The 25331-nt window shown below is 68.5% G+C and carries 27 protein-coding genes; 12 read left to right on the top strand and 15 right to left on the bottom strand.

Annotated elements, in window-relative coordinates; translation table 11 throughout:
- The first annotated feature begins 24 nt into the window (after window positions 1–24).
- The 7 genes from AC07O4_RS21860 (at window position 25) to AC07O4_RS21830 (ending at window position 6859) form a co-directional block, all read left to right on the top strand.
- A complete protein-coding gene (locus AC07O4_RS21860; RefSeq protein ID WP_495262414.1) occupies window positions 25–1017 on the top strand; it encodes a branched-chain amino acid ABC transporter permease in 993 nt (330 codons plus the stop codon).
- Window positions 1007–2023: a phosphotransferase family protein gene (locus tag AC07O4_RS21855; protein ID WP_495305647.1), complete on the top strand. Its 1017-nt coding sequence runs from the start codon at window positions 1007–1009 to the stop codon at window positions 2021–2023. Before AC07O4_RS21860 ends, AC07O4_RS21855 begins: the two co-directional genes overlap by 11 nt.
- The gene (locus AC07O4_RS21850; protein ID WP_495305646.1) at window positions 2023–2397 is read left to right on the top strand and encodes a DUF6285 domain-containing protein; all 375 of its coding nucleotides are present in this window, start codon (window positions 2023–2025) and stop codon (window positions 2395–2397) included. The genes AC07O4_RS21855 and AC07O4_RS21850 overlap by 1 nt, the downstream gene beginning before the upstream one ends.
- Before the next feature lie 3 nt (window positions 2398–2400).
- Entirely contained in the window at window positions 2401–3684 is a 1284-nt protein-coding gene (locus tag AC07O4_RS21845) for an acyl-CoA dehydrogenase family protein (protein WP_495305645.1), read from the top strand.
- Window positions 3685–3754: 70 nt separating this feature from the next.
- Window positions 3755–4984 (top strand): ABC transporter substrate-binding protein, encoded by a 1230-nt coding sequence (locus AC07O4_RS21840; protein WP_495305644.1) that lies wholly within the window; start codon window positions 3755–3757, stop codon window positions 4982–4984.
- Between the two features lie 37 nt (window positions 4985–5021).
- Window positions 5022–5831: an enoyl-CoA hydratase-related protein gene (locus AC07O4_RS21835; protein ID WP_495305643.1), complete on the top strand. Its 810-nt coding sequence runs from the start codon at window positions 5022–5024 to the stop codon at window positions 5829–5831.
- Window positions 5828–6859, top strand: a complete 1032-nt coding sequence (locus tag AC07O4_RS21830; protein ID WP_495305642.1) for a phosphotransferase — start codon at window positions 5828–5830, stop codon at window positions 6857–6859. Before AC07O4_RS21835 ends, AC07O4_RS21830 begins: the two co-directional genes overlap by 4 nt.
- A 34-nt stretch (window positions 6860–6893) precedes the next feature.
- On the opposite strand, the gene AC07O4_RS21825 is transcribed toward AC07O4_RS21830, so the two are convergent.
- Together AC07O4_RS21825 and AC07O4_RS21820 are read right to left on the bottom strand one after the other, a co-directional pair.
- A complete protein-coding gene (locus AC07O4_RS21825) occupies window positions 6894–7286 on the bottom strand; it encodes a VOC family protein (RefSeq protein ID WP_495305641.1) in 393 nt (130 codons plus the stop codon).
- Between the two features lie 21 nt (window positions 7287–7307).
- Window positions 7308–7757, bottom strand: coding sequence for a helix-turn-helix domain-containing protein (locus tag AC07O4_RS21820; RefSeq protein ID WP_070062806.1), 450 nt, complete (start codon window positions 7755–7757; stop codon window positions 7308–7310).
- A 409-nt stretch (window positions 7758–8166) separates the two neighbouring features.
- Between AC07O4_RS21820 and AC07O4_RS21815 the strand changes: the two genes are divergently transcribed.
- On the top strand, window positions 8167–9108 hold the full coding sequence (locus AC07O4_RS21815) for a hypothetical protein (RefSeq protein ID WP_495305640.1): 942 nt from the start codon (window positions 8167–8169) through the stop codon (window positions 9106–9108).
- Window positions 9109–9494: 386 nt separating this feature from the next.
- Here the strand turns inward: AC07O4_RS21815 and AC07O4_RS21810 are convergent, their stop codons facing one another.
- The 3 genes from AC07O4_RS21810 to AC07O4_RS21800 all read right to left on the bottom strand — a co-directional run bounded on the left by AC07O4_RS21810 (window position 9495) and on the right by AC07O4_RS21800 (window position 11292).
- Entirely contained in the window at window positions 9495–9710 is a 216-nt protein-coding gene (locus AC07O4_RS21810) for a hypothetical protein (RefSeq protein WP_139140538.1), read from the bottom strand.
- A 316-nt stretch (window positions 9711–10026) separates the two neighbouring features.
- Window positions 10027–10686, bottom strand: coding sequence for a hypothetical protein (locus AC07O4_RS21805; RefSeq protein WP_495305639.1), 660 nt, complete (start codon window positions 10684–10686; stop codon window positions 10027–10029).
- A 285-nt stretch (window positions 10687–10971) separates the two neighbouring features.
- The gene (locus AC07O4_RS21800) at window positions 10972–11292 is read right to left on the bottom strand and encodes a hypothetical protein (protein ID WP_495305638.1); all 321 of its coding nucleotides are present in this window, start codon (window positions 11290–11292) and stop codon (window positions 10972–10974) included.
- 380 nt (window positions 11293–11672) lie between these two features.
- Here AC07O4_RS21800 and AC07O4_RS21795 point away from each other — a divergent pair, with 380 nt between their 5' ends.
- Window positions 11673–11900: a hypothetical protein gene (locus tag AC07O4_RS21795; RefSeq protein WP_062475204.1), complete on the top strand. Its 228-nt coding sequence runs from the start codon at window positions 11673–11675 to the stop codon at window positions 11898–11900.
- Window positions 11901–11922: 22 nt separating this feature from the next.
- Here the strand turns inward: AC07O4_RS21795 and AC07O4_RS21790 are convergent, their stop codons facing one another.
- The 4 genes from AC07O4_RS21790 to AC07O4_RS21775 form a co-directional block, all read right to left on the bottom strand.
- A complete protein-coding gene (locus AC07O4_RS21790) occupies window positions 11923–12876 on the bottom strand; it encodes a DMT family transporter (protein ID WP_495305637.1) in 954 nt (317 codons plus the stop codon).
- Between the two features lie 35 nt (window positions 12877–12911).
- A complete protein-coding gene (locus AC07O4_RS21785) occupies window positions 12912–13733 on the bottom strand; it encodes a helix-turn-helix transcriptional regulator (RefSeq protein WP_495305636.1) in 822 nt (273 codons plus the stop codon).
- 28 nt (window positions 13734–13761) lie between these two features.
- The gene (locus AC07O4_RS21780) at window positions 13762–14127 is read right to left on the bottom strand and encodes a hypothetical protein (protein ID WP_095746821.1); all 366 of its coding nucleotides are present in this window, start codon (window positions 14125–14127) and stop codon (window positions 13762–13764) included.
- 87 nt (window positions 14128–14214) lie between these two features.
- Window positions 14215–15768 (bottom strand): long-chain-fatty-acid--CoA ligase, encoded by a 1554-nt coding sequence (locus tag AC07O4_RS21775; RefSeq protein WP_495305635.1) that lies wholly within the window; start codon window positions 15766–15768, stop codon window positions 14215–14217.
- Window positions 15769–15969: 201 nt separating this feature from the next.
- Between AC07O4_RS21775 and AC07O4_RS21770 the strand changes: the two genes are divergently transcribed.
- The 3 genes from AC07O4_RS21770 to AC07O4_RS21760 are packed head-to-tail and all read left to right on the top strand — an operon-like array spanning window position 15970 to window position 20130.
- A complete protein-coding gene (locus AC07O4_RS21770; protein WP_495305634.1) occupies window positions 15970–16962 on the top strand; it encodes a tripartite tricarboxylate transporter substrate binding protein in 993 nt (330 codons plus the stop codon).
- Between the two features lie 20 nt (window positions 16963–16982).
- Window positions 16983–19103, top strand: a complete 2121-nt coding sequence (locus AC07O4_RS21765; RefSeq protein ID WP_495305633.1) for an acetate--CoA ligase family protein — start codon at window positions 16983–16985, stop codon at window positions 19101–19103.
- 40 nt (window positions 19104–19143) lie between these two features.
- Window positions 19144–20130 (top strand): Bug family tripartite tricarboxylate transporter substrate binding protein, encoded by a 987-nt coding sequence (locus AC07O4_RS21760; RefSeq protein WP_139704328.1) that lies wholly within the window; start codon window positions 19144–19146, stop codon window positions 20128–20130.
- A 3-nt stretch (window positions 20131–20133) separates the two neighbouring features.
- On the opposite strand, the gene AC07O4_RS21755 is transcribed toward AC07O4_RS21760, so the two are convergent.
- The 6 genes from AC07O4_RS21755 to AC07O4_RS21730 form a co-directional block, all read right to left on the bottom strand.
- Window positions 20134–21345 carry a CaiB/BaiF CoA transferase family protein gene (locus AC07O4_RS21755; protein ID WP_070062798.1) on the bottom strand — a complete coding sequence of 404 codons (1212 nt, stop codon included), beginning with the start codon at window positions 21343–21345 and terminating at the stop codon, window positions 20134–20136.
- Between the two features lie 3 nt (window positions 21346–21348).
- The gene (locus AC07O4_RS21750; protein WP_495305632.1) at window positions 21349–22329 is read right to left on the bottom strand and encodes a Bug family tripartite tricarboxylate transporter substrate binding protein; all 981 of its coding nucleotides are present in this window, start codon (window positions 22327–22329) and stop codon (window positions 21349–21351) included.
- A gap of 11 nt (window positions 22330–22340) precedes the next feature.
- Window positions 22341–23321, bottom strand: a complete 981-nt coding sequence (locus tag AC07O4_RS21745) for a Bug family tripartite tricarboxylate transporter substrate binding protein (protein WP_495305631.1) — start codon at window positions 23319–23321, stop codon at window positions 22341–22343.
- A 41-nt stretch (window positions 23322–23362) separates the two neighbouring features.
- Complete coding sequence (locus AC07O4_RS21740; protein WP_495305630.1) at window positions 23363–23812, bottom strand: hotdog family protein; 450 nt, start codon at window positions 23810–23812, stop codon at window positions 23363–23365.
- A 302-nt stretch (window positions 23813–24114) separates the two neighbouring features.
- On the bottom strand, window positions 24115–24645 hold the full coding sequence (locus tag AC07O4_RS21735) for a hypothetical protein (protein WP_495305629.1): 531 nt from the start codon (window positions 24643–24645) through the stop codon (window positions 24115–24117).
- 14 nt (window positions 24646–24659) lie between these two features.
- The gene (locus tag AC07O4_RS21730; RefSeq protein WP_495305729.1) at window positions 24660–25331 is read right to left on the bottom strand and encodes a nitroreductase; all 672 of its coding nucleotides are present in this window, start codon (window positions 25329–25331) and stop codon (window positions 24660–24662) included.

Raw genomic sequence — 25331 nt, 5'->3', positions numbered from 1 at the left:
CAAGCCTCCTCCTTGCCGACTGCCATGGCACCGCTCGCTACATCGGCCAGCGCACGCGCCGCCAAGCCCTCGCGCTCTCCGCTCATGTGGGTCGGCCTGCTGATCGTGCTGGCCATCGGCATCACCTTCGTCGCGCGCGGCTATCAGCTGTTCCAGGCGACCATGGTGATCTCGTATGCGATTGCGCTGCTGGGCCTGAACATCCTCACGGGCTACAACGGCCAGATCTCGCTCGGCCACGGCGCCTTCTACGCCATTGGGGCCTACACCACCGGCATCCTCATGGAGCACGCGGGCGTGCCGTACTGGCTCACGGTGCCGGCAGCGGCCGTGGTGTGTTTGATCGTCGGCTACCTGTTCGGTCGGCCCGCGCTCAAGCTCGAAGGGTTGTACCTGGCGCTGGCCACCTTCGCGCTCGGCGTGGCGATGCCGCAGCTGCTCAAGTACAAGCACCTCGAGGCCTGGACCGGCGGCGTGCAGGGCATCGTGCTCATGAAGCCCGCCGCGCCCTTCGGCCTGCCGCTCAACGAAGACCAGTGGCTCTACCTGTTCTCGCTGTTCGTCGCGGTCGTGATGTTCTTCATTGCCCACAACCTGCTGCAAAGCGGCAGCGGCCGGGCCATGCGCGCCATCCGCGACCACGCCATGGCCTCCGAGGCGATGGGCGTGGACAACAGCCACTACAAGGCCATGACCTTCGGTGTCTCGGCCGCGTACACCGGCGTGGGCGGTGCGCTGTCGGCCATTGCGGTGCAGTTCGTGGCGCCCGATTCGTTCACGCTCTTCCTGTCGATCTCGCTGCTGGTGGGCATCGTGGTGGGCGGCGTGGGCACGCTGTACGGCGCGATCTTCGGCGCCATCTTCATCATGTTCGTGCCCTCGCTGGCCGAGAAGGTCTCCAAGGCCGCGCCCTGGGCGGTGTACGGCGTGGTGCTGATCGCCTTCATGTTCGCGATGCCCGGCGGCGTGGTCGGGCTGCTGCGCAAGCTCCAGGCACGCTTCGCCCGTGCACGATGACGCGATCCTGATCGCGAACGCACTGCAGCGGCTGGCCGGGCGGCTCGTGCCCGGCGGCCATGTGGTGCAGGCCGTGCGTCGGCTCTCGGGCGGCGCCAGCCAGCAGACCTGGGCTTTCGATGTGATGACAGGCGGCGCGGGCCATGCCCAGCCGCTGGTGCTGCGCCGCGCGGCCGATGCCAGCGGCGCGCGTGCCCTGGGCACTGCGGGCCTGGCGGCGGAAGCGCAGCTCATCGAGGCCGCACGCGCAGGTGGCGTGCCCGTGCCCGGCGTGCGCCATGTGCTGCAGCCGGCCGACGGGCTCGGCGAAGGCTTCGTCATGGACCGCATCGAGGGCGAAACTTTGGGCCGGCGCATCGTGCGCGATGAGCGCCTGGCCGGCGCGCGCCGCGTGCTGGCGCGCCAGTGCGGTGCGGCCATGGCACGCATCCATCGCCTGCCCGCGCACCACCTGCCGCCGCTGCGCACGGCCGCCGCGCGCGCGGAGCTCGACTTCCAGCTCGGCCTGCACCGCAGCCACGGCACCGCGCGCCCCGTGTTCGAACTCGCGTTCCGCTGGCTGCGCGCGAACGCGCCGGCCGACGTGCCTGCGCCGGTGCTCGTGCACGGCGACTTCCGCAACGGCAACCTGATGGTCGGCGAGGAGGGCCTGCGCGCCGTGCTCGACTGGGAGCTGGCGCATTTCGGCGATCCGATGGAAGACCTCGGCTGGATGTGCGTGCGCTCCTGGCGCTTCGGCCACGGCGCGCTGCCCGTGGGCGGCTTCGGCACGCGCGAGCAACTCTTCGAGGGCTATACGGCCGAAGGCGGGCAGGTCGATGCCGGGCGCGTGCGCTGGTGGGAGGTGCTGGGCACGCTCAAGTGGGGCATCGTCTGCGAGGCCATGGTGCATGCCTGGCTCAGCGGCCGCGAGCGCGATGTGGAGAAGGCCGCCATCGGCCGTCGCGCGTCGGAGGCCGAGTCGGACCTGCTGGTGCTGCTCGCCCCCGAGGAAGAGGCCGCCTGATGCAGGACCGCCCCGACATCGCCGAACTGCTCGAGGCCGTCGCCGCCTTCCTGCGCGAGCAGGTGGTGCCGGCCACCGAAGGGCAAGTCGCGTTCCATGCGCGCGTGGCCGCGAACACGCTGGACATCGTGCGGCGCGAAGTGCAGCTCGGCCCCGTCGCGCAGGCCAGCGAACTGACGCGGCTGCACGCACTGCTGGGCCCCGGCGCACCCGCTGACCTGGCCGATGCCAATCGCCTGCTCTGCACCCGCATCGCTGCGGGCGAAATCGACGCCGCCACCCCCGGCCTGATCGACCACCTGCGCCAGACCACGCGCGACAAGCTCGCCATCGACCAGCCCGGCTATGCCGCCGGCACGAAGAAGAAAGACTGAGCCATGGACTTCGACCTGCCCCGCGACCTCGTCGATTACCTCGCGGAACTCGACGCCTTCATCGACCGAGAGATCGCGCCACTGCAGGCGCAGGACGACAACGAGCGCTTCTTCGACCATCGCCGCGAATGGGCCCGCACCGACTTCGAGAACGGCGGCCTGCCGCGTCCCGAGTGGGAGGCGCTGCTGGCCGAGGCGCGCCGCCGCGCCGACCGCGCGGGCCACCTGCGCTTTGCGTTGCCGGCCGAGTTCGGCGGGCGCGACGGCAGCAACCTCTGGATGGCCGTGATCCGCGAGCACTTTGCGGCGCGCGGCCTGGGCCTGCACAACGACCTGCAGAACGAACACTCGATCGTCGCCAACAACCCCTTCGTGCTCGCCATCCGCGACTTCGGCACGCCCGCGCAGTGCGACGAACTCATCCAGGGCATGCTCGACGAGCGCGTGCGCCTGACCTTCGCCCTCACCGAGCCGCAGCACGGCTCCGACGCCACGCACATGGAAACGCGCGCTGTGCCCGAAGCACGCCACGGCCGCGCCGGCTTTCGCATCGACGGCGAAAAAATGTGGACCACCGGCATGCACACCGCCACGCACTGCGTGCTGTTCGCGCGCACCAGTGGGCGCGATGGCGACGCGCGCGGCATCAGCGCATTGCTCGTGCCCGCGCAGGCCGAGGGCGTGAAGATCGAGGAGTACCTCTGGACCTTCAACATGCCCACCGACCACCCGCGCGTGAGCTTCACGAACGTGTGGGTGCCCGACGACGCCGTGCTCGGCCCGCTCGACGGCGGCCTGGCCATTGCCCAGCACTTCGTGCACGAGAACCGCATCCGGCAGGCCGCATCGAGCCTGGGCGCCGCCGACTACTGCGTGCGCGAGAGCGTCAAGTACGCGCGCGAGCGCAAGCCCTTCGGCGAGGAGCTGGCGCGCAACCAGGGCATCCAGTTTCCGCTGGTCGAGCTGGCCACGCAGGTCGAGATGCTGCGCCTGCTCATTCGCAAGACCGCGTGGCAGATGGACCAGATGCCCAAGCCGCAGGTCGAGAAGCAGCTGTCCGACAAGGTCTCGATGTGCAACTACTGGGCCAACCGCCTCGTGTGCGAGGCCGCCGACCGCGCGATGCAGGTGCACGGCGGCATCGGCTACTCGCGCCACAAGCCCTTCGAACACATCTACCGCCACCACCGCCGCTACCGCATCACCGAGGGCTCCGAAGAGATCCAGATGCGCAAGGTGGCGGGCCACCTCTTCGGCTACATGGGGCCGAACCGGGCCACGGCCTGAACCGCTTTCCGACGACGACTGACGACGCAGGCCACCCGGCCACTCAGCAACACAGAAGGAGACACGCGACATGGTTCATTTGCTTTCCCGCCGCACCGCCTTGGCTTCCGGCCTAGTTGTGGGCCTTGCCACGCTCTGCATCAGCCTGCCGGCCCTGGCCCAGAAGAAGCCCGAAGCCGGCGTGAGCGACGCCGAGATCGTGCTGGGCATGCCCATGCCGCTGTCGGGGCCCGTGTCGGGCTACTCGGTGGTCGGCAAGGTGGCCGAGGCCTACTTCAAGAAGCTCAACGAGCAGGGCGGCATCCACGGGCGCAAGGTGCGCCTGTTGATCTACGACGACCAGTACTCGCCGCCCAAGACCGTCGAGGTGGCGCGCCGCCTCGTCGAGGAAGACCAGGTGCTCGCCATCTTCGGCAACCTGGGCACCGCGCCCAACATGGCCATCCAGCGCTACATGAACGCCAAGAAAGTGCCGCAGCTGTTCGTGCAGTCGGGCGCCTCGCAGTTCGACGACGCCGCCAAGTACCCGTGGACCGTGCCCTTTCTCGGCAGCTACCAGGGCGAGGGCCGCGTGTTCGCGCGCCACATCATCGAGAACCGCCCCGACGCCAAGATTGCCGTGCTCATGCAGAACGACGACCTCGGGCGCGAAGTGCTCAAGGGCCTGCAGGAAGGCCTGTCGAAGCAGGGCAAGGCCAAGATCGTGGCGCAGGCCACCTTCGAGGTGACCGACCCCACCGTCGACTCGCAGGTGGTGCAGCTCAAGTCGTCGGGCGCCGACGTGCTCGTGATGGCCGCCACCGCGCGCACCGCCGCGCAGGCCATCCGCAAGGTCGCCGACGTGGGCTGGACGCCCGACCGGTATCTCAACTTTGCCGCCGCCTCCGTGAAGATGGCCTTTGAACCCGCGGGCGCCGACAAGGCCAAGGGCGTGGTCGCGCTCGCCGTCTACAAGGAACCCATGAGCCCGCGCTGGAGCCGCGACCCCGAGGTGCTCGAGTACCTCGAGCTGCTCAAGACCCACGCCAGCGGCGTCGACCCGAGCAACGGCAGCGGCGTGTCGGGCTACATCGTCGCGCAGCTCATGGCCCACGTGTTGCGCGAGGCCGGCGCCAACCCCACGCGCGAGAGCGTGCGCGTGGCCGCCAGCACCCTCAAGAGCCCGCGCATCTCGATGCTGCTGCCCGGCGTGGCCATGGCCAATTCGGCCGCCGACCTGCACGCCTATGCGTCGATGCAGCCCGTGCGCTTCAACGGCGTGGACCTCGACCCGGTCGGGCCCGCGCTGAACATGAAGTGAACCCCTTCTATCCACTCACGCCCTTCGGAGCCCACCCATGAGCCAGCCTGACGACCAGGACCCCCTTCTGTACGAGCGCGATGGCGACGTCGCCATCCTCAGCTTCAACATTCCCAAGCGGCTCAACCCGCTCACCCAGCCGCTGCAGGAGGCCTTGCGCCAACGGCTCGCGCAACTGCGCGACGAAGGCGAGGTGCGCGCCGTGGTGCTCACCGGCGTCGGCAAATCGTTCTGCGTGGGCGCCGACCTGGGCAGCATGGACGCCAGCGCGCCCGGCAGCCTGGGCCAGCGCACGGCCGACGCGATGGAGGCGATGTCGAACCGCCTCATCGAGGACCTGCGCAGCATGCCCTTCCCCGTGGTGAACGCCGTCAACGGCCCCGCCGCGGGCGCCGGCGTGGGCGTGGCGCTGGCCGCCGACGTCGTGCTGGTGGCGCGATCGGCCTACTTCTACCTGCCCTTCATGCCGCGCCTGGGCATCGTGCCCGACCTGGGCACCACCTGGTTCCTCGAACGGCTCGTGGGCCGCGCGCGCGCCGTCGGCATGTCGCTGCTCGGCGAGCGCCTGTCGGGCGAACAGGCCGCGCAATGGGGCCTCGTGTGGGCCTGCGTGGACGACGCCGAACTGCGCGCCCAGGCCGTGGCCGTCGCGCAGCGGCTCGCGCGCCTGCCCGCGCATGCCGCGCACGAGATCCGCGCCGTGTACGAATCGGCCGCGAGCCAGTCGCTCGTGGGCCAGATGCGCCACGAGGCCGAGCGCCAGCGCGAGCTGATCGACCGGCCCGATTTCGCCGAAGGCGTGAGAGCCTTCCTGGAGAAACGCGAGCCCGTGTTCCGCCGGCCATGAGCGCAGCTGCAGACGCCACCCCGGCAGGCATCGAGTTCGACGCCGACCGCCTGCAGCGCCACCTGCGGCAGGCGCTGCCCGATGTTGAAGGCCCGATGCGCCTGGCACGCATCGGCGGCGGGCAGTCGAACCCCACCTTCTTCGTCGACTTCGACAACCGCGCGCTGGTGCTGCGCAAGCAACCGCCCGGCGAACTGCTGCCCTCGGCCCACGCCGTCGACCGCGAGTACCGCGTGCTGCGCGCACTGGCCGCCACCGACGTGCCCGTGCCGCGCACCGTGCTGTACTGCGACGACCGCGCCGTGGTGGGCACGCCCTTCTATGTGATGGAGAAGCTCGAAGGCCGCGTGCTGTCGAACTACGCGCTGCCCGGCATCGCGCCCGCCGAGCGCCGCGCCTACTACTTCGCCATGGCCGAGACCCTGGCGCGCCTGCACGCGGTCGACCTTGCCGCTGTCGGCCTCACCGACTACGGCCGCCCTGGCAACTTCTTCCAGCGCCAGATCGCCCGCTGGACGCGGCAGTGGGAAGCCTCGCGCACCCGCGAAGACGCGAACATCGAGCGTCTCATTGCCTGGCTGCCGGCCAACCTGCCACCGGGCGACCAGACCACCATCGCGCACGGCGACTTCCGTTTCGGCAACCTCATGTTCCACCCCACCGAGCCGCGCGTGATCGCCGTGCTCGACTGGGAGCTGTCGACCCTGGGCCACCCGCTGGCCGACGTGGCCTACAACTGCATGGCCTGGCACACCGGCGCCGACGAGTTCGAAGGCATGCAGGGCATCGACCTCGCGGCCGAAGGCATTCCCACGCAGGCCGAGTACATCGCCCACTACCAGCAGGCCGGCGGCTGCGCCGAGCCGGTGACGAACTTCCACCTGGCGTTCTCGCTGTTCCGCTTCGCCGTGATCCTCGAGGGCATTGCCGCGCGTGCGAAGAGCGGCAGCGCGGCGGCGGCAGATGCGGTGCAGGTGGGCGCGCAGGCCGCGGGGTTTGCGCGGCGGGCGGTGGCGTTGATCGACTAGCCGCCAGCGAACCGGCGAGCGGGCAGGGCGCCCGTCAGCCGTCGATGGGCGAGCACAGCTCGACCAGCGTGCCGTCCGGGCAGCGCACGTACGAGACCACCTGCCCCCAGGGCTTGGTCACCGGTGCCGACAGCTGCGTGGCGCCGGCCGCGAGCGCGCGGCTGTGCGCGGCGGGCACATCGGGCGTCACGAGGCCCAGCTCCATGCCCAGCGGTTGTGCGGATTCCGAAGCGGCGACATGCCCACCCGGAAAATTGGAATCGCCGAGCGCGTGTGCGGCGAACGCCAGCGTGGTCTCGCCAGTTTCGAGTTCGCCATAAGTGCCCGATTCATGCAGGAAGCGCGTGGGCAGGCCGAAGGCTTGCTCGAAGAACTTCAGCGACTGGGCGACGTCGGGAACGTAGACGATGGTGTAGCCGAGCTTCATGGTGTGCGGCGGGTGACTTGCTTACTGTGCTTCCAGCCGCTCTGCAATCTCGCGCGCCCCGAGTTCGCGCACCGTGGCCAGTCGCTCCAGCTGCGCCGCACGCGGACGCGCCTTGCCTTGTTCCCAGTGATAGATCGTCTGGCCCGACACGCCGACCAGCTGCCCATAGATCGCCGCGGACAGCCCGAGCTTGGCGCGGTGCGCGGCCAGCCGGTTGGCACTGAAGCGGCGCTTGGGGCCGCCTGCATCGGCGTCATCGCCCGCAGCACCGGCAGCGGCCGGCGCCTGGCGCGCGGAGCCCTTGGCAACCTTGCGCAATTCCTTTTCGAGCGCGCTCACCTGACGGCGCAAGTCGGCAATCGATGCGCGGTGCGCGACGGAGGCTTTCTTGAGGGTTTCGATTTCCGCTCGCACTTCCTTGCGAGCGACACGGGAGATTTCGGCTTTGAGGATGGAGGCGATGTTTGGCATGGGGGGATTGTGCTCAATTTGGGGACACAAATGGAGGGTGCGTACTGTAGGCGGATGCCGTCGTTTGTGGGGCAACAGGTGTTGGAGCCTCAAAGAGCTGCGAATTTCTTCGTTGAATCCCGAATTCCCGGTGCCGATGGATGCTTGCCGCGCCGTTTGAAAAAACTGCGCTTATCGGGTTGAGTGGTCCGTGCGAGGATTCGGGGTGGCGCTATCGGCCAGGAGCGGTCACTCGCCAATACGGCAGAATTCGGCTAGGTCCGAAAATTCAAGAAAATCAATCAGTGTTATGGGCGCCTCGGCTCTCCATTAGCACCGAACGATCAAAGCCAGTCTTCGCTGCAGCGGCTTAGACGGATTACGCCGCTCGCTACATCGATTGACAACAACTCGTTGGAGGGGAACACCTGTGCTTGCAATGCTTGGTCAAAAGGTCGCTATCGCGGCCCTGTGCCTGTCGCTTGGCGCTTGCGCCACCTTCGACCGAGCAAAGCCGCCTCCCGCGGTGGCTGGCCCGGTTACCGTCACAGTGAACAACGATCAACTCTCAGGTTGGACCGATCTTCCGCTGGGCGCCTACAGGGTGCCCGAGAGCGACGTGATCGTCGGCGGCCACCAGCGCGGAAATGCCGGCGTCGCGATGTTTGGTTTGTTGGGATTGGGCATTGCCCACGCGGCAAACAGCAACAGTTCTGCGGCTGGGGTCAGCAACACCGAACAAATCCTCCGCATCAAGCTCACCGACCAGACGCGCAACGAAATCGAAGCGACCATCGGGAAAAAGCTGCTCGCCGACAAGCTCACCACCGAGCCGAGCCCGACGCAGTTGAATGCATCCAGCGCCCTTTTGCTGTCGTACATTGACGACATTCAGGTGCGGCCCTTCACCATACTGAAAGTACAACTGAGCGGCGCCGACAAGCGCCATCTCTGGGAAACGCGCTATTTCGCATCCACGGGTGAAGTCAGGCCCCTGGTCGGCACAGACAGTTGGACCTCTAGCGGCGGTGATCCTCTGAAAGCGGCTGCAGCGACCAGCTTGCAGCGCGCTGTAAAGGTCATGCTCAACGACATCGCGCAACCGTATACCCGCGACGACAACCAGATGACCATCGTGGAGGGTGGCTTCCCCCACCTCAAGCCGCGCGTGCAGATACGGGGTTATCTCCTCGTCGAAGACGAGAGGTACATCGCCTTTGTACCCAAGACGGGTGATGCCTCGCTCCTGTCGGGTGTCAGCATCCTCGACAAGGCGGCAATCGTCTACCGCCCGGCAAACTCCGATGACGTGGGGTTCAAGGTATTGCCCGAACCGCCCGAGCGGGAAGCGGGCAAAAAAACTACGGAATGACGCTGATCTTGCATGAGCGCGCCATCGAATCTTCATGGGTAGGGCGCCTAGCAACCGAAGGGGCGCCCCCTGTCGACCAGACGTGCCTTTCGATGTAAGGCGGAATATCGCGTCCGGCCCCTCGGCCAAAATCCGACACTCGTCACGGTTGCGCAGTTTTCGGCTGTGAAGACGGCAAAGCCTTGTCCCTTTGCAACTGGAGCGACTAGCAAGAGCCTCTCCTACCCGATTCGCGATCTTCAACAACAGTACACGCGCCTGAGAGCGCTTCCATCCATATGCGGGCCACGCCCTATTGCCTAGCTCTAATCGCCCTTATCCTGTCAGCATGCGCGGCCCCTCGGATGTATGAGGCTCCGCAGGGGAAGAAAACCAGCAAGTTCACGCTAGTTGCAAACTCGCAAGACTTTGTCATCTTGAATGCTGTTTACTACGGCAATACCGAGATGTGCACCGATTTTCAGCAGATTGGCGTTGCCCTCAAAAATGATCAAACGATCCTTCTTGAAGCGGATCGTGAGCACTCCATTGGAGTTCAGGCCAACATCAGCAGCAGCCTCAACTCCAGTATTGGATTGGCGACCTTCGTTCACTGCAATCACTACATCACGTTTCCAGTTGCGAGCGGATACGAATACAGATACACCAACAAAGCTGGAGCGGGGATGTGCCAGCGAGTACTGGATCGTCGTAGAGCAGAAGGCGGATATTGGGAGCCGTCACCGTTTAGGTTAAGGAAACTCTCGGAAGAATATGTGCGTACTCAAAAGGGTTCGGTGTGCCTTCCGGAGTGATGGTGCTTAGGCAGGGGCGAACACTTTCGAGAGGCACGCGGCGTTGAATGTCTGCTTTCGATCAGGTCGACCGGCAGCTTCGGGCCCATAGCGGCAGTACACATTGCCACGGAGCAGTCGTTCACTAAGCAGCTCGTGATGCCGAAGATGCAGTGGCTTGCGGTTGATTCTTGTCGCATTCCATCAGTTTTTTCTCTGCTGGAAGCATTCCCGCTGGGAGCGATACCCAGCCCGTCTCCTTCACAGGGGTGCGTGAGACTTTTCCTTCATCGATCGAGAGCAAGCTGAGCGTTATGGCGCAGCTAGCGCCCGCTGCCATCTTGATCGACAACTCATATTCTTCGCCGGGCTTTGGGGAAAAGACCGGCACTGCGCAGACGCCTGCCTGGGCTTTCTGAATAGCCCCGTGCGTAGCCGGATTCATCGAGAAGAGGATTGTTGCTGCATCGAACAGCGCAACGGTCATCCACGGCATGACCGCCATCGGACGATCTGGTGCAACTCGCCTCTCAAGGACGCCATCTCGCGGCATCGTAGTGTCGAGCATGCCCAATCGTGCCGTATCAACCCTTGCGCCTCCGCTAACCCAGCCGATATCGGCGGCGGGCTTGCATGCAGTTAGATCGACCGTTGCAAGACGAAGCGCAAACTGCTCCGGATTGGGAACGACCACGCGCAACTTGGCTGCACTTTCTCCCTCGGGTTGCTGATAGTCCGGGATGGAGGAGCATCCAGCGGAAAGCGCTGCAACACAGCACAACGCAAGTCGATATCGAACGGGCATGGGATGGATCGAACTATTTCAAAAGGGGATCAAGTACTTCAAACGCGCGTTGCTTTGAGTGTCGATTCGTCAGCATCGGAGGCACTGCTCGCACCAAGAATATTGTGGCTGAGACTGATCCCTGGTTCGAATGCTTAATGTTGGCCGGATTCTGCCTTCCCAACTCGAAATGCGATATGCCCGTTTCCATTGTTGAGTGCTAGATTTTGACCAGCCGAACAGGTGTGCCTCGCCTTAAAGATTTGGGCCATCTCGCTGGAGATTCCATGTTGGGGGCGAAGCGGCTTATCGCACACCGCCTTCACCAAGCGCCGCACGCAGTGCCTGAGTCGTGGCATCAGCGGCCTCGATCCGCCGCAGCAGCTCCTCATTCACCAACCGCACCAACGCCCCCAACTCCGTACGCGTCGGAAAGACTTCTTCCGTATCCCCCACGCGCTGCGGAACGATGAGCTTCTCGATGCACGCGTAGGCACGTTGCACCGCATGAAGGCTGTCGACGTCATCGCACGCCTGCAGCGCAAGCGATTCGGCACTGGCGGTTTCAGAAGATGCAGAAAGCGAAGACGCGTGCGCGGACGCGCAGGGAGATGCAGATGCAGCCATGAATGGCCTCCAAGGGTTTCGATTTACTGAAACCGACGCACCCAACGCCAATTGAGGGCGGCAGCTCGACGGGTTGGCGTACCGGGAAACCACTTGCGTGAAACCGGCCGGGCTCGCGCCCGCCCATCGAGCCGCCTAAAAAGGAAGCACGAACGACAAAGCCGCAGACCCTGCGGGGTGGCTGCGGCTTTACGTCGCAGTGATTTCATCGGGACGCCAATCCCGATCACGCCATGTTGATGACGTGACCGGCGCAGTATAGCCATGGCCAACGCGAGACGTTCGAGGGCGGATTCGCAGGCCTGCCGACCTATCATCCGGCCCTGTCGGGCCTCAACCCGTAGTGGACGGCATCATCACCTTTCATCCGCAAAGCAGACATGAACAACGAGAAATGGGAAACCACCATCCTGAGTGACACGGCGCACGAACACCTCGTCGCGGAACTGAGTTTCGACGGCCAGTTCTTGCTGCTGCTAGATCGCGAGGAAGGGCGAGACCAGCTCTGCGTTGCGTTCCCCGCGAAAGACGGAAGCCTGGGCTCACGCATTCCCCTTCCTGACTTCATCGCGCAACTGAACGCCGCAGCAGCCGATCTGCGCCGTTAGCGCCCCGAGGCGTCACACCACCTCACGGCGTCGTCGCATTCTCCTCCGGGGTCTTGCGCTCGCTGTCGCGTGGCGCCGGCACCGGCCACCGCAGCGCGCCGCTCGCGAGCACGACGCCGGGCACCACGAACGACAGCGCCAGCAGCGCGGGGCGCGTGACGGGCTCGTTCATCCACCAGGCCGCGCCGAGGGTGGTCAGCACGGGCACGAGCGCGGACGACAGCGCGGCGCGTGCGGCGCCCAGCCGCGTGATCGCCACGCCGTAGACCACCAGCCCCAGCAGGCCGGCGACCACGCCCTGGCCTGCGGCCTGCATCGCGATGTCGGTCCATGGCGCGGCGAACAGGCGCGGCGGGCCGGCGAGCCACAGCAGCGGCAACAGCAGCAGGGTCGACGCGCCGTTGACAAAGGCCGCGCCCTGCCACGCGCTCACGCCGCAGCGGCCGAAGGCCAGGGAGTAGACGGTCCACAGCAAGGCCGCCAGCAGAAAGAGCAGGTCGCCGCGCCAGTGCTGCTGGCGCAGGCCCTCGCCGAAGCTGCCCGCCGCGAACACGGCCATGCCGACGGCGATGGCGGCCAGCCCGAGCAGGCGCAGGCCGTGCACGCGCTCGCCCCGGTAGACCCACGCGCCCAGCGCGGTGAACAGCGGCAGGCTGCCGGCCATGAAGATGCCCATGTGGCTGGCGGGCGCCCACTGCGCGCCGGCCAGCACCAGCAGGCCGAAGGGCAGGCCGCTGCCGACGACGAGCAGCACGAGCGCGCCGCGCGACGCACCCGGCGGCACGAGCCTGCCGCGCAGCCACAGCGGGCTGAGCAGCAGCGCGGGAATGCCGTAGCGCAGCAGGGCGAGGTCCATCGGGCCGAGCGCGGTGGCGGTCACGCCGTGGCGCGACAGCAGCTGCCAGGCGCTGCCGATGAGGGCGGCGGCCAGCGCGGCGAGCGCGCCGGTCCAGAGGGTGCGAGGCGAGGTCGTCATCGGGCCAGTCTGTGGCCCGGCCGGCGCGAAAGCTATCAGATTCGTGCGCCTGCTGCGCCGGCCGGACCGAGCACGCGGCGGGCCTCGCCGAGCGTGACGCCGACGCCGCGCCGGAACACGGCGCCCAGGTGGCTCTGGCTGCAGTAGCCCAGGTCGTGCGCGAGGCCGGCCAGGTCGCGCTCGCCGTCGGCCAGCCGCTCCATCGCCGCCGCCAGCCGCAGGTGCTGGCGGTACTGGTGCAGGCTCAGGCCGGTCTGCTGGCGAAAGCGCCGCGCCAGGTGAAAGGGCGAGCGCGACACGGCCTCGGCCAGTTCGTCCAGCGAGAGAGCAGGCCGCGCGCCCGGGCCGCTGCCTTCGGACAGCAGCAACTGCCGCGCACGCGCGACGGCGCCATGCCAGGGCGCCTGGTGCGGCGCGCTGCCCAGCTCGGCGACGAGCGCGGTCACCAGCGCGGCTGCCTGTGCGCTGTCGGTGTCCGGCAGCTGGCGCCGTGCCGCGTGCATGCGGTACAGCGTCTGCGGGGTCAGCAGGCAGACGCTGACGCCCGCCGCGCTTTCACCGTGGGCCGGGCTCACCGATGCCTGGCCGCTGACCACGAGGCTGTGCCGCACGGTCGCGGTCTCGGGCCGCAGCCGGTAGGCGGTGGCGTCGCCGAAGCGGATGGCGGTGAGCGCGTCGGTCAGCCAGGTGTGCTCGCCCGAGCGCACGTCGAGCCGCGTGCGCCCGATGGGGAAGACGACGCGCGGCGAGGCCACGGTGTACAGGTCGCTCCACGCCGGCCCCTGCGGCGCGTGCAGGCGCACATGCGCCACCTCGAACCCGCGTCCGGCATAGAGAAGGGTGCGGTCTTGCGGCATGCGAGGCGTGAACGCACGACAGGGTGGGTCAGCCCAGTGCGGTCCAGTTGCAGCGCAGCTCGTACTGTGCGCCGCGGTAGCTGAGCGTGCCCGTCGCGCCGGCCACGCGCAGCGCCACGGCCACCTGCGGACGGTCCAGGCCGGTGCCGCGCGCGCGCATGAACTGGCGGCGATGGTCGACAAAGCGCTGCTGCAGGCTGAAGCGCTCGGTCTCGTCGGCACCGGAGGCGGTGTTCGCCACGATCAGCTCGGTCAGCTGGCCGGTCGAGAGACTGAACTGGATCTCGACCGCGTACGGCCGGCCGTCGCACTGCAGGCTGCCGTTCGCAAAGGCGGGCGACAGGCCAAGGAGCAGAAAGCAGGGCAGGGCGAGAGCGAGGAGGCGGCGGTGCATGTCGCAGTGGGTGCAGGTGGCGGCCCGCCACCATACCCCAAGCAGGTGAAACACACCCGTACACACCCAGACACACCCGCCGGCGCGTCACCCCACCTTGCGCGCGCGCCCTTCCCAGTGCGGCTCGCGCAGCTTGTACTTGAGCATCTTCCCCGCCGGCGACAGCGGAATCTCTTCGCGGAACTCCACGCTGCGCGGGCACTTGTAGCCGGCGATCAGCGTCTTGCAGTGCGCCACCAGCGCCTCGGCGCTCAGGGCCTCGCCGGCGCGCAGCACGACCACGGCATGCACGCGCTCGCCCCACTGGTCGTCGGGCACGCCGACCACGGCGCACATCGAGACCTGCGGCAGCTGGGTGATGGCGTTCTCGACCTCGGCCGAGTAGATGTTCTCGCCGCCGCTCACGATCATGTCCTTGAGCCGGTCGACCACGTAGACGAAGCCGTCGGCGTCCATCACGCCGCCGTCGCCGGTGTGCATCCAGCCATCGCGGAGCACCTCGGCGGTCTGCTCGGGCTTGTTCCAGTAGCCGGCCATCACCATCGGCCCGTGCGCGGCGATCTCGCCGACGGTGCCGTTCGGCACAGGCTGGCCGTCGGCATCGACGATGCGCACTTCGGCGATGGGCACGGGACGCCCGGCCGAGCGGCGGCGCGCGGCCGGCTGGTCGGGCTGGTGGCACCACGTGGGCAGCACGGTGACCACGGGCGACAGCTCGGTCATGCCGTAGAGCTGGCAGAAGCCCGCGCGCGGCAGCTTGTCGATGGCCTGCAGCAGCAACGCGTCGTCGATGGGCGCGGCGCCGTACAGCACCAGCTGCAGCGGCGTGGTGTCGAATTCGCCGAAGCGCGGGTGCTCGATGAGCCGCTTGAGCATGGTGGGCACCATGAAGGTCTCGCTGGCGCGCTCGTTCTGGATCGCCTCGAGCACCTTCACTTCGTCGAAGGCCGGAATGATGACCTGCGTGCACAGCCGCATCATCAGCTGCAGCGTGAGGCCGGTGCCGCCCACGTGGAACATGGGCGCCATGTTCAGGCCCACGGCCTCGGCGGGGCGCGTGGCGGCCATGTTGGCCGAGAGCTGGCCGGTGTAGAGGTTGCCGTGCGTGAGCATCACGCCCTTGGGCAGGCCGGTGGTGCCGCCGGTGTACATCACGGCGGCCAGGTCGGCGCCGCCGCGCCGCGCGTCGGGCACGGGTTGCGCCTGCGCCATGAGCGCCTCGGCGTCGGCCATGCCGTCGGGCGCGGGGCCGTCGCCGAAGTGCACCAGCGTCTTCAGCGAACGCGAGAGTTCGCGCTGCTGCTGCGCCACGGCGCCGAAGTGCGCGTCGGACAGCAGGATGCGCGTGTCGCAGTCGTCCAGCGAGTACGCGACCTCGCGCGCGCTCCAGCGGATGTTGACGGGGTTGATCACGCCGCCCGCCCACCAGGTGGCGTAGAGGTACTCCACATAGCGGTCGGAGTTCAGCGCCAGCAGGCCCACGCGGTCGCCGCTCTGCAGGCCCAGCGACTGCAGCACGGCCGCGAGCCGCGCCACGCGGTCGACGAACTGGGCGAAGGTGCTGCGGCGCTCGCCGCACACGAGGGCGGTGGCGCCGGGGCGTTCCTGCAGGGCCTTGTGCAGGGGCTGGGTGAGGTCCATGGACTGCGGTCTCCGTCGGTCGGTTCGTTGTTGTGCGCCGAGTATGGAAGGGACGCGCCGCGCCGGCATCGTCGGAAGCGACGGGATCGAAAGCGCTGTGGCGGCCAAAGTCGTCCGAAGCGACGGTGACCGGCCAAGGGCTGCGCGCGACCATCGCCGAAGAACGAACGATTCGACTGTTCGACCGACCGGAGACAAGCCATGCATTCCTTCCCGACCGACCCGGCGCGCCGCCGCCTGATCCACGGCGCCGCGCTCGCCGCCGCGGGCACCGCGCTGCCCTTCCTGGCGCGCGCCCAGGGCCTGTTCGGCAAGCAGCCGATCACGCTGCTGGTGCCCTACCCCGCGGGTGGCGCCACCGACGTGCAGGCGCGCGCGTTGGCCCTGGCGGCTTCGCGCGAGCTGAAGCAGCAGATCGTGATCCTCAACCAGCCCGGCGTGGCCGCCACGCTGGCGCCGACCACCATGGCGCGCAAGGCCGCGCCCGACGGCTACACGCTGTCGCTCATGCTGAGCTCGCTGTACCGGCTGCCGCACCTGCAGAAGGTGAGCTACGACCCGGCCACCGACTTCACCTACGTGGCCAACGTGACGGCCGTCACGCTGGGCATCACGGTGCGCCAGGAGGCGCCGTGGAAAGACCTGAACGCGCTGCTGGCGGCGGCCAAGGCCAAGCCGGGCGAGGTGTCGTATGGCACCACCGGGCGCGGCGGCACCTCGCACGTGTCGATGGAGCGGCTGGCGGCGCTGGCCGGCGTGAAGTTCAACTTCATTCCCTTCAAGGGCGCGGCCGAGCTGTACAACGCGCTCATGGGCGGCCATGTGGACGCGGTCTCCGAGGCCGGCTTCGGCGCCGCCGTAGCGGGCGGGCGCGTGCGCCTGCTGGCGACCTTCAACGAAGCGCGCTCGCCCACGCGGCTGAACGTGCCGACCGTGAAGGAGCTCGGCTACGACGTGGTGGCCAACGGCTCGTGGGGCATCGCCGGCCCGCGCGGCATGGACCCGAAGGTGGTGCAGGCGCTGCAGGAGGCCTTCCGCAAGGCCGTGGACGACCCCGAGTTCCTGCGCACGCTCGACCTCAACGACTACGTCAGGTTCTACATGGACAGCCCCGCCTACACGGCCTGGGCGCACAAGACCTACGCCGACGAGAAGCGCTTCGTGAGCGACCTGCGCATCAAGCTCGACGACTGAACCCGACCTTCCTTCCCGCCATGACTTCTTTTTCCTCTTCTCTTCACTGCTTCCTCCACCCCAAGGCCATCGCCTTCGTCGGCGCGACCGAGCGCTCGGTGTGGTCCAACGCGGCGCTCGCCAGCCTGCGAACGCTGGGCTACGCGGGCCAGCTCTACCCGGTCAACCGGCGCGGCGGCAGCTTTCACGGCATGGCGGCGGCCACCTCGGCCGAGGCCATCGGCGAGCCGGTCGACACGGCGCTGCTCATGGTGCCGGCCGACGCGCTCGACGACGCGCTGGCCGACCTGCAGCGCGCGGGCATCGGCAACGCCGTGCTGCTGAGCTCGGGCTTTGCCGAAGCCGGCGAGGAAGGCCGCCAGCGCCAGCGCCAGCTCACGGCCAAGGCGCGATCGCGCGGCCTGCGCATCCTCGGACCGAACTGCCTGGGCTTCGTCAACTTCGTCGACCGCTCGGCCGTGTGGACCGCCTCGCTGCGCGAGCCGCTGCCGGCGGGCACGCTGGGCATCGTGTCGCAAAGCGGCGCGCTCGCGGGGCAGCTGTCGTTCATGGCGCAGGTGCACGGCATCGGCCTGAGCCGCATGGTGTCGACCGGCAACGAGTCGGACATCGACATCGCCGAGGTCATCGACTACCTGGTGGACGACGAGCACACGCGTTCCATCGCCGTGTTCGCCGAGACCGTGCGCGACCCGCAGCGCTTTGCCGCCGCGGCCGAGCGCGCGCTGGCCGTGGCCAAGCCCATCGTCGTGCTGAAGATGGGCAGCAGCGAGATCACGGCGCAGGCCGCGCAGGCCCACACCGGCTCGCTGGTGGGCGACGACCGCGTGTTCGACGCCATGTGCCAGCGCCTGGGCCTGATGCGCGTGCGTTCCATCGAAGACCTGGTGTTCACCGCCGCCTTCGCCAGCATGACCGGGCCCTTCGCGGCCGGCGGGCTGGCGGCGGTGTCGATGTCGGGCGGCATGTGCGAGATCTTTGCCGAGCGCGCCGAAGAAGAAGGCCTGGCGCTCACGCCGCTCGCGCCCACCACCGAGGCCGCGCTGCGCGAGGTGCTGCCGGGCTACGGCACGCCGCAGAACCCGCTGGACGTGACCGGCGCCGCCATGCTGCAGCCCGAACTGTTCGGCAACGCCCTCGAAGCGCTGGTGCGCGACCCCGCGCTGGGCGCCGCCATCGTCGTGGCCGACGTGCCCAACGCACCGGCCAACGACACGCCGCTGAACCGCGCCGTGTTGGCGCAAGTGGCGCGCGGCCTGGCCGCCAGCCCGGTGCCGGCCATCGTCTGCAGCCACTACGTGATGCAGGTGAGCGAGCGGTCGCGCGAGCTCATCGCCGAGACCGGCATCCGCCACATCGCCTGCGGCATCCACCACGCGATGAGCGCGGCGGGTGCGGTGCATCGCTGGTCCGAAACGCTGCGCCGGCGTCAGGACGCGCAAGGTGTCGCTGCTGCTGTGCCGGCCACGCCACCCTCGCAGCCGTTGCGTTCGGAGCGCGAGACGCTCGACTGGCTCTCGCAGCGCGGCGTGCCAGTGGTGCCCGTGCGGCTGTCGCGCAGCGCCGACGAGGCCGCGCGCTTCGCTGAAGAAATTGGCGGCCCGGTCGTGCTGAAGATCGCCTCGGCGCAGATCGCGCACAAGACCGAGGTCGGCGGCGTGGCCCTCAACCTGCAGGGCGCCGACGCGGTGCGCGCCGCCTGGCAGGCGATGGATGCGCGCGTGCGCGCCGCGCGGCCCGAGGCCGAGATCGACGGCATCCTCGTCGCGCCGATGCGGCAAGGCGGGCTCGAGCTCTTCGTCGGCACCGTGCGCGATCCGCAGTGGGGCCCGGCGCTGGCCGTGGGGCTCGGCGGCATCTGGGTCGAGGCGCTGCGCGACACCAGCCTGCGCCTGCTGCCCGTGACGCCCACCGAGGTGAAGGACATGCTGGCCGAGCTGCGCGGTGCGCGCCTGCTCGACGGCTGGCGCGGCGCACCCGCGGCCGACCGCGACGCCATCGCCGAAGCCGTGGCCGCCATCGGCAACGCGGCGCTCGCGCTCGGCCCCGAACTGGTCTCGCTCGAAGTCAACCCGCTGCGGGTGGACGGTGGCACGGTCGAGGCGCTCGATGCGCTGGCCGTGTGGGGCGCGGCAGGCTGAACGACTTTCATCGTCAAGAAAACCAACAGGAGACCTCTTCATGCTGCAACGACGTCGATTCGCGCAATGGGGCGCGAGCGGACTGCTGGCCCCCGCGCTCGGTGCGCTGCCGAAGGCGCAGGCGGCCGACGCCTATCCGACCCAGCCGATCAAGGTGATCGTGTCGTCGGCAGCCGGCGGACTGGTCGACGGCATCGCGCGCACCATCGGCGAGCGCATCGCCAAGCCGCTGGGCCAGCCGGTGCTGATCGACCCCAAGCCGGGTGCCAACGGCGCCATTGCCGCGTCCTTCGTGGCCAAGGCGCCGGCCGACGGCCACACGCTGCTGTTCGCCGTCAACTCCTTCGTGCTCGCGCCGTTGCTGATGGCCAAGCCGGGCTACGACGTGTTCAAGGACTTCGCGCCTGTGTCGCTGTCGAACTACGGCCTGCTCGTGTTCGCGGTGGGCGAGGGCGTGCCTGCGAAGAGCATGCGCGAGTTCGTCGCCATGGCCAAGGCGCAGCCCGGCAAGCTGAGCTTCGGCTCGGCGGGGCAGGGCTCGTCGGGCCACCTCTACGGCGAGAAGCTCATGCGCGACGAGGGCCTGCAGATGACGCACGTGCCCTACAAGGGCGGCGCGCCGCTGATGATCGACATCCTTGGCGGCCAGGTGCAGGGCGGCTTCGTCACCATGGGCGAGGCGCTGCCGCACGCGAAGTCGGGCCGCGCGAAATTGCTGGGCGTGTTCGGCACGCGCCGCATGCCGCTCGCGCCGCAGATCCCCACCTTCACGGAGCAGGGCTTCAAGGGCTACGAGCACGGCGGCTTCTGGGGCTTCTTCGCGCCCACCGGCACGCCGCAACCGGCCATCGACAAGCTCGCCGGTGCGGTGCGCCAGGCCGTGGCGCAGCCTGATCTTCAGGAACGGATGATCGGTTTGGGGCTGGAGCCTTCGGGTGAAGGGCCGGGGGAGTTGATGGCAGCGGTAAGGCGCGAGAACCTGCTGTGGTCGCGGCTCATCAAGGACATGAACCTGAAACTCGAATAGACCTCAGGCCCGCGCCACCACGCCGGCGGTCACCAGCGCATCGACCGCCGCGCGTTCGAACCCGAACTCCCCCAGCACCTCGTCCGTGTGCTCCCCCAGCGACGGCGCGAGCCGCTGCACGCCGCCCGGCGTGGCCGACAGCGTGAACGGCACGCCGGGAAAGCGCAGCGTGCCTTCGGTCGGGTGCTCGGCGTCGTGCCACAGGCCGCTGGCTTTCAGCTGCGGATCGTCGGGCAGCTGCTGCAGTGTCTGGATCGGCATCGCCGGGATGTCGGCCTGGCGGAAAGCTGCGACCCATTCGGCCGTGGTGCGCGCGCCGGTGGCGCGTTCGAGTTCGCCGAACACCACGGTGTGGTTGCGCACGCGCGCGGCCAGCGTGGCAAAGCGTTCGTCCTCGCGCAGCTCGGGCCGGCCCACCACCTCGAAGAAGCGCAGCCACTGCGCGTCGGTGTAGGGCACCAGCGCGATGTAGCCGTCGGCCGTGCGAAAGGGCTTGCGCACGCCGGATCGGATCGAGCCGTACACCATGTCGTCGATGGGCGGCTGGAAGGTGTGGCCCCACAGGTGCTCCACCATGTTGAAGGCGGTCATGGTCTCGAACATCGGCACGTCGACCGCCTGCCCCTGGCCGCTGCGCTCGCGGTGGAACAGCGCGGTGACGATGGCGTACGCCGCGTACAGCGCCGTGGTCTTGTCGGCCACGAGCGCGGGCATGTAGCGCGGCTCGCCGGTATAGATCGATTGCAGCTGCGCCAGGCCCGAGGCGGCCTGGATGATGTCGTCGAAGGCCGGCAGGCCCGCGTACGGCCCCTCGTCCGAGAAGCCCTTGACGTGCGCGCTCACCAGCCGCGGGTTGAGTTCCAGCAGCCGCGCCGCGTCGATCCCGATGCGCGCCGCTGCGTCGGTGCGCACGGAGTGCACGAGCACGTCGCTGCCGCGCACCAGCGTGTCGAGCACCTCGCGCGCGGCGGGTTGCTTCAGGTCGAGCACGAGGCTACGCTTGTTCCGGTTGCACGACAGGTACAGCGACGACATGCCCTTGTGGCGCGCGGGCCCGACCGAGCGGGCCAGGTCGCCCTGCGGCGCCTCGACCTTGATGACGTCGGCGCCCATGTCGGCCAGCATCTGGCTGGCCAGCGGGCCGAGCACCACGGACGACAGGTCGAGCACCTTGACGCCTTCGAGGGCGCCGCGGAAAAGTGGAGGAGGCGTCATCGGTCAGTCCTCCAGGCGGATGCCGGTCTTGTCGATCACGCGCTTCCAGGTGTCGGCGTCCTGGCGCAGCACCACGGCGAACTCGGCGGCCGTGCTGCCCACGGGCTCGATGTTCATGTCGCGCATCTTCTTTTGCACCTCGGGCTTGGCGATGATGGCGGCGACGGCCTTCGACATCTTGTCCACGCGCGGCTGCGGCGTGCCGGCCGGCAGGAACAGCGCAATCCACGCATAGGGCTCGAAGCCCGCATAGCCCGCCTGCTGGAAGGTCTGCACCTGCGGCAGCGTGGCCGAGCGCTGCGTGCCCAGCGCCGCCAGCGCGCGCAGCTTGCCGCTTTGCAGGTAGGGCAGGGCGGTGCCGGTGTCGAGCACGGCCACGCGGATGTGGCCGCCGAGCAGGTCGGTCACCATGGGTGCTGCGCCCTTGTAGGGTACGTGCGGCATGTCGACGCCGGCCTCTTTCTTGAACAGCTCGCCGTAGATGTGCGAGGTGGTCGCCACGCCGGTAGAGCCATACGAGTACTTTCCGGGCTCGGCCTTGAGCAGCGCGACGAGTTCGGCCAGCGTCTTGGCGGGCACGTCGGGCGTCACGACCAGGGCCGAGGTCGAGATGCCGATCTGCGACACGGCCGCGAAGTCTTTCACCGCGTCGTACGAGAGCTTGCGCTGCAGCGCGGGCATCTGCACGTGGGTGGTGATGGTGAAGAGGGCGGTGTGGCCGTCCTTCGGGGCGCGTGCGACGGCGGCAGCGCCGATGGTGCCGCTGGCGCCCACGCGGTTGTCGACGACGACGGGCTTGCCCCAGGCAGTGCCGAGTTCCTGCGCGACCAGCCGCGCGATGTTGTCGGTGATGCCGCCGGCGGGGAAGGGCACGACGAGCGTGACGGGTTGCGAGGGGTAGTCGGCCGGTGGCTGTTGCGCGGCGGCGGGCAGGGCGAGCAAGGCAGCGAGCGCAATGCCGAGCGTGGAGGAAAGACATGTCATGGCGTGCGGTCTCAATCGAGCTTGATGTGCTTGGCCTGGATCACCTGCTTCCACCGCGCATGGTCCGCGCGCATGGTGGCGGTGAGCTGCGCGGGCGTGCTGCCTACCGGGATCACGCCCAGGCCTTCGATGCGAGCCGCCTGCTCGGGGCTTTGCACCACCTGCGCCACCTCGGTCGACAGGCGCTGCGCGATGGGCTGCGGCGTGCCGGCGGGCAGGTAGATGCCGAACCAGCCGACCGACTCCATGCCGGCGAAGCCCTGTTCCTTGAAGGTGGGCACGCCGGCCGCGAGCGGGGCGCGTGCGGTGCCGACCACGGCGATCGACTTCGCCTTGCCGGCCGCGACGTGCGGGCCCACGCCCTTGGCCGAGACGAACACGGCATCGACGGTGCCGCCGAGCAGGTCGGTGATGGCCGGCGCTTCGCCCTTGTAGGGCACGTGCAGCAGCTGGATGCCCGCGGCGTCCTGCAGCACTTCGGCGTACAGGTGGGCGCTCGATCCGTTGCCGTAGGAGCCGTACGAGTACTTGCCGGGCGCGGCGCGCGCGAGCTTGACGAAGCCGTCGAGGGTGTCGACGCCGAGCTTGTTGCTCACGGTGAAGACGATGGGCAGGCGCCCCGCTTCCGACACGGGCACGAAGTCCTTGAACGGATCGAAGCCGGCGTTGGGGTACAGCAGCGGGTTCTGGATGATGGAGGTGAGCGAGAACAGCACGGTGTAGCCGTCGGCCGGTGCGCGCTGCACGGCGGTGATGCCGATCTGCCCGTTGCCGCCGGGGCGGTTGTCGACGATGACGCTCTGGCCGAGCCGCTTGCCCAGGCCCTCGGCGACGATGCGCGCGAACACGTCGGTGCCGCCGCCTGCCGCGTAGGGCACGATCATGCGGATGGGTTTGTCGGGCCAGGTTGGCTGCTGCGCGAAGGCGCTGCCGGTGGCCAGGGCGGCGGTCAGCGCGAGGGCGTGGCGGCGGGTGAATCTGCTGCTGTGCATGTCTGTCTTGTCTCCGTTGGTTTTTCTGTGTGGGTGCGATGTCAGGGCGGCAGGCTCACGACGGCCAGGCCGGGGCCGACCGACACGCCGTGGCGGTTCTCGCTCCACAGGCGCAAGTCGAGGCGATGGCGGTGCGCGGCATCGGCGCTGTCGTCGATCCACTTGCGCTCGACCTGGCCGCGCACGGTGACGGTGTCGCCCGCTGTGTTGAACGACTTCATGCGAAAGCCGCGGATGGCATGCAGCACGCCGGCCGTGCCGATGTACTCGCGAATGGCACGCTCCCACATGCCCTGCAGCAGCATCACGTTGGCGTACATCTCGGGGGCGCCGGTCGATTGGGCGTGTTCGGTGTTGTGGTGGATGGCGTTGAAGTCGCGATTGGCGCCGGCGGCCATCACGAGGCGGTAGACGGTGAGGGGGAAGGGCACGGGGTTCAATGGGTCGCCCTCGTTGACTTCTTCCCAGCGGCGTTGTTCTTGCCAGTTCATCTTGTTGCTCTGCTTTCGTTGTTCAGGGCGCGTGCCCAGGCCACCGGGTACTTCCCTCCGCGAATGTCCCCCGGCCTGCGGCCTCCTCCTTGATTTCGCTGCGGGAAGCACCCAGTGCCCTGTGCACGGGACGCAGCGCTGGTGTGCGGCGGATCAACGACCGCCGCTGACAACGCTCACGTCGATGGGGTGCCTTGCGCAGCGAAATCAAGGGGGAGGCCGGAGGCCGGAGGACATTCGCGGAGCAAGGTACCCCGTCGGCGTGAGTGCGCCAGAGCGCCAAGGGCTGCTGCATCAGCAACCTAGTGCGGCAGGTAGTGGTACATGCCGAAGCGGCAGCGGGCCACGACCTCTTCGCGCTGGTTCACGATGTCGTACTCCCATGTCGTGAAGGCGCCTTTTCCCACCTTGGTCGCCTTGGGCTCGCAGCGCACGAGCCGGTTGCCGCGCCGGCCCAGGCGGTCGCCCAGGCGCGCGGGCTGCAGGTAGTCGACCTCGTAGTCGGTCGCCATGTAGGCGGTGGTGGGCGGCATGCCTTCGGGGCGCGTGCCCTTGAGCGGGCTGCGCTCGGGTTCGGCGTTGCGCGCGTCGCTGGTGAACACGGGCGGCTGGCCCGGGGCCCACATCGGCGGCAGCGTGAGGCTCGCGAGGCTGGTCGATGGCGCGACCGCGTCGGGCCCGTGGTGCAGCGGGCAGTCGAACTCCAGCACCTCGACATAGCGGCGCACGGCGCCGGCCTCGATCACGTCGGCGCCCCAGCGGATCTCGCCGTTCGCAAAGTCTTCGCCCACGCGCGCCACCATCGGCGCCCAGGCGCTTTCCCAATCGTCCATGGGTGATTGCCTTCCTAGATGCCGATGAACTCGGCCACGTCGGCGAGCGGTGCGCGCTCGGTCTCCAGGGCGTCGAGGGGCTTGTCGCGGTCGGCATAACCGATGGCCATGCCGGTGAAGAGCATGCGTTCGGGCGGCAGGTCGATGAAGTGGCCGATGGTCTGGGGGTAGATGGCCCAGCATTCCTGCGGGCAGCTGTCCAGACCCTCGGCGCACAGCAGCAGCATCACGTTCTGCAACATCATTCCGAGGTCGGACCACTGCGGCGGGCCCATGCGGCGGTCGACGGTGCAAAAGAGCGCGAGCGGTGCGCCGAAGAACTGGAAGTTGCGCGCAAACCATTTCAGGCGCGCGGCCTTGTCCTCGCGCGGAATGCCCAGGCGTGCGTACATCGCCTCGCCCACGGCGAAGCGGCGATCGCGGTAGGGCGCCACCAGCTCGCGCGGGTAGATGTCGTACTCGCTGCCTTCGCCGCCGGGCGTTTCCTGCACGCGGGTGCGCATGAGGGCCTTGAGTTCGTCCAGGCGCTCGCCGCCCACCACATGCAGGTGCCACGGTTGCAGGTTGCCGCCCGAGGGCGCGCGCAGCGCGGCCTGCAGCACGCGGCGGATCGTGTCGGCCGGCACGGGGCGGTCGAGAAATTCGCGCACCGAGCGGCGGCTTGCGACGGCGTCGTAGACAGTCAT

The organism is Variovorax sp. GW821-FHT09D04, assembly GCF_059416405.1.
This window is presented reverse-complemented; position numbering and strand designations above follow the sequence as displayed.

Bases quoted from the DNA above. Each gene is read 5' to 3' on its own strand.
- AC07O4_RS21845 (WP_495305645.1), top strand. From the start codon at position 2,401: ATGGACTTCGACCTGCCCCGCGACCTCGTCGATTACCTCGCGGAACTC.
- AC07O4_RS21790 (WP_495305637.1), bottom strand. From the start codon at position 12,876: ATGACGACCTCGCCTCGCACCCTCTGGACCGGCGCGCTCGCCGCGCTG.
- AC07O4_RS21805 (WP_495305639.1), bottom strand. From the start codon at position 10,686: ATGCCCGTTCGATATCGACTTGCGTTGTGCTGTGTTGCAGCGCTTTCC.
- AC07O4_RS21730 (WP_495305729.1), bottom strand. From the start codon at position 25,331: ATGACTGTCTACGACGCCGTCGCAAGCCGCCGCTCGGTGCGCGAATTT.
- AC07O4_RS21850 (WP_495305646.1), top strand. From the start codon at position 2,023: ATGCAGGACCGCCCCGACATCGCCGAACTGCTCGAGGCCGTCGCCGCC.
- AC07O4_RS21860 (WP_495262414.1), top strand. From the start codon at position 25: ATGGCACCGCTCGCTACATCGGCCAGCGCACGCGCCGCCAAGCCCTCG.
- AC07O4_RS21745 (WP_495305631.1), bottom strand. From the start codon at position 23,321: ATGCACAGCAGCAGATTCACCCGCCGCCACGCCCTCGCGCTGACCGCC.
- AC07O4_RS21765 (WP_495305633.1), top strand. From the start codon at position 16,983: ATGACTTCTTTTTCCTCTTCTCTTCACTGCTTCCTCCACCCCAAGGCC.
- AC07O4_RS21770 (WP_495305634.1), top strand. From the start codon at position 15,970: ATGCATTCCTTCCCGACCGACCCGGCGCGCCGCCGCCTGATCCACGGC.
- AC07O4_RS21840 (WP_495305644.1), top strand. From the start codon at position 3,755: ATGGTTCATTTGCTTTCCCGCCGCACCGCCTTGGCTTCCGGCCTAGTT.
- AC07O4_RS21820 (WP_070062806.1), bottom strand. From the start codon at position 7,757: ATGCCAAACATCGCCTCCATCCTCAAAGCCGAAATCTCCCGTGTCGCT.
- AC07O4_RS21755 (WP_070062798.1), bottom strand. From the start codon at position 21,345: ATGACGCCTCCTCCACTTTTCCGCGGCGCCCTCGAAGGCGTCAAGGTG.
- AC07O4_RS21750 (WP_495305632.1), bottom strand. From the start codon at position 22,329: ATGACATGTCTTTCCTCCACGCTCGGCATTGCGCTCGCTGCCTTGCTC.
- AC07O4_RS21735 (WP_495305629.1), bottom strand. From the start codon at position 24,645: ATGGACGATTGGGAAAGCGCCTGGGCGCCGATGGTGGCGCGCGTGGGC.
- AC07O4_RS21825 (WP_495305641.1), bottom strand. From the start codon at position 7,286: ATGAAGCTCGGCTACACCATCGTCTACGTTCCCGACGTCGCCCAGTCG.
- AC07O4_RS21780 (WP_095746821.1), bottom strand. From the start codon at position 14,127: ATGCACCGCCGCCTCCTCGCTCTCGCCCTGCCCTGCTTTCTGCTCCTT.
- AC07O4_RS21795 (WP_062475204.1), top strand. From the start codon at position 11,673: ATGAACAACGAGAAATGGGAAACCACCATCCTGAGTGACACGGCGCAC.
- AC07O4_RS21740 (WP_495305630.1), bottom strand. From the start codon at position 23,812: ATGAACTGGCAAGAACAACGCCGCTGGGAAGAAGTCAACGAGGGCGAC.
- AC07O4_RS21800 (WP_495305638.1), bottom strand. From the start codon at position 11,292: ATGGCTGCATCTGCATCTCCCTGCGCGTCCGCGCACGCGTCTTCGCTT.
- AC07O4_RS21760 (WP_139704328.1), top strand. From the start codon at position 19,144: ATGCTGCAACGACGTCGATTCGCGCAATGGGGCGCGAGCGGACTGCTG.
- AC07O4_RS21835 (WP_495305643.1), top strand. From the start codon at position 5,022: ATGAGCCAGCCTGACGACCAGGACCCCCTTCTGTACGAGCGCGATGGC.
- AC07O4_RS21785 (WP_495305636.1), bottom strand. From the start codon at position 13,733: ATGCCGCAAGACCGCACCCTTCTCTATGCCGGACGCGGGTTCGAGGTG.
- AC07O4_RS21775 (WP_495305635.1), bottom strand. From the start codon at position 15,768: ATGGACCTCACCCAGCCCCTGCACAAGGCCCTGCAGGAACGCCCCGGC.
- AC07O4_RS21830 (WP_495305642.1), top strand. From the start codon at position 5,828: ATGAGCGCAGCTGCAGACGCCACCCCGGCAGGCATCGAGTTCGACGCC.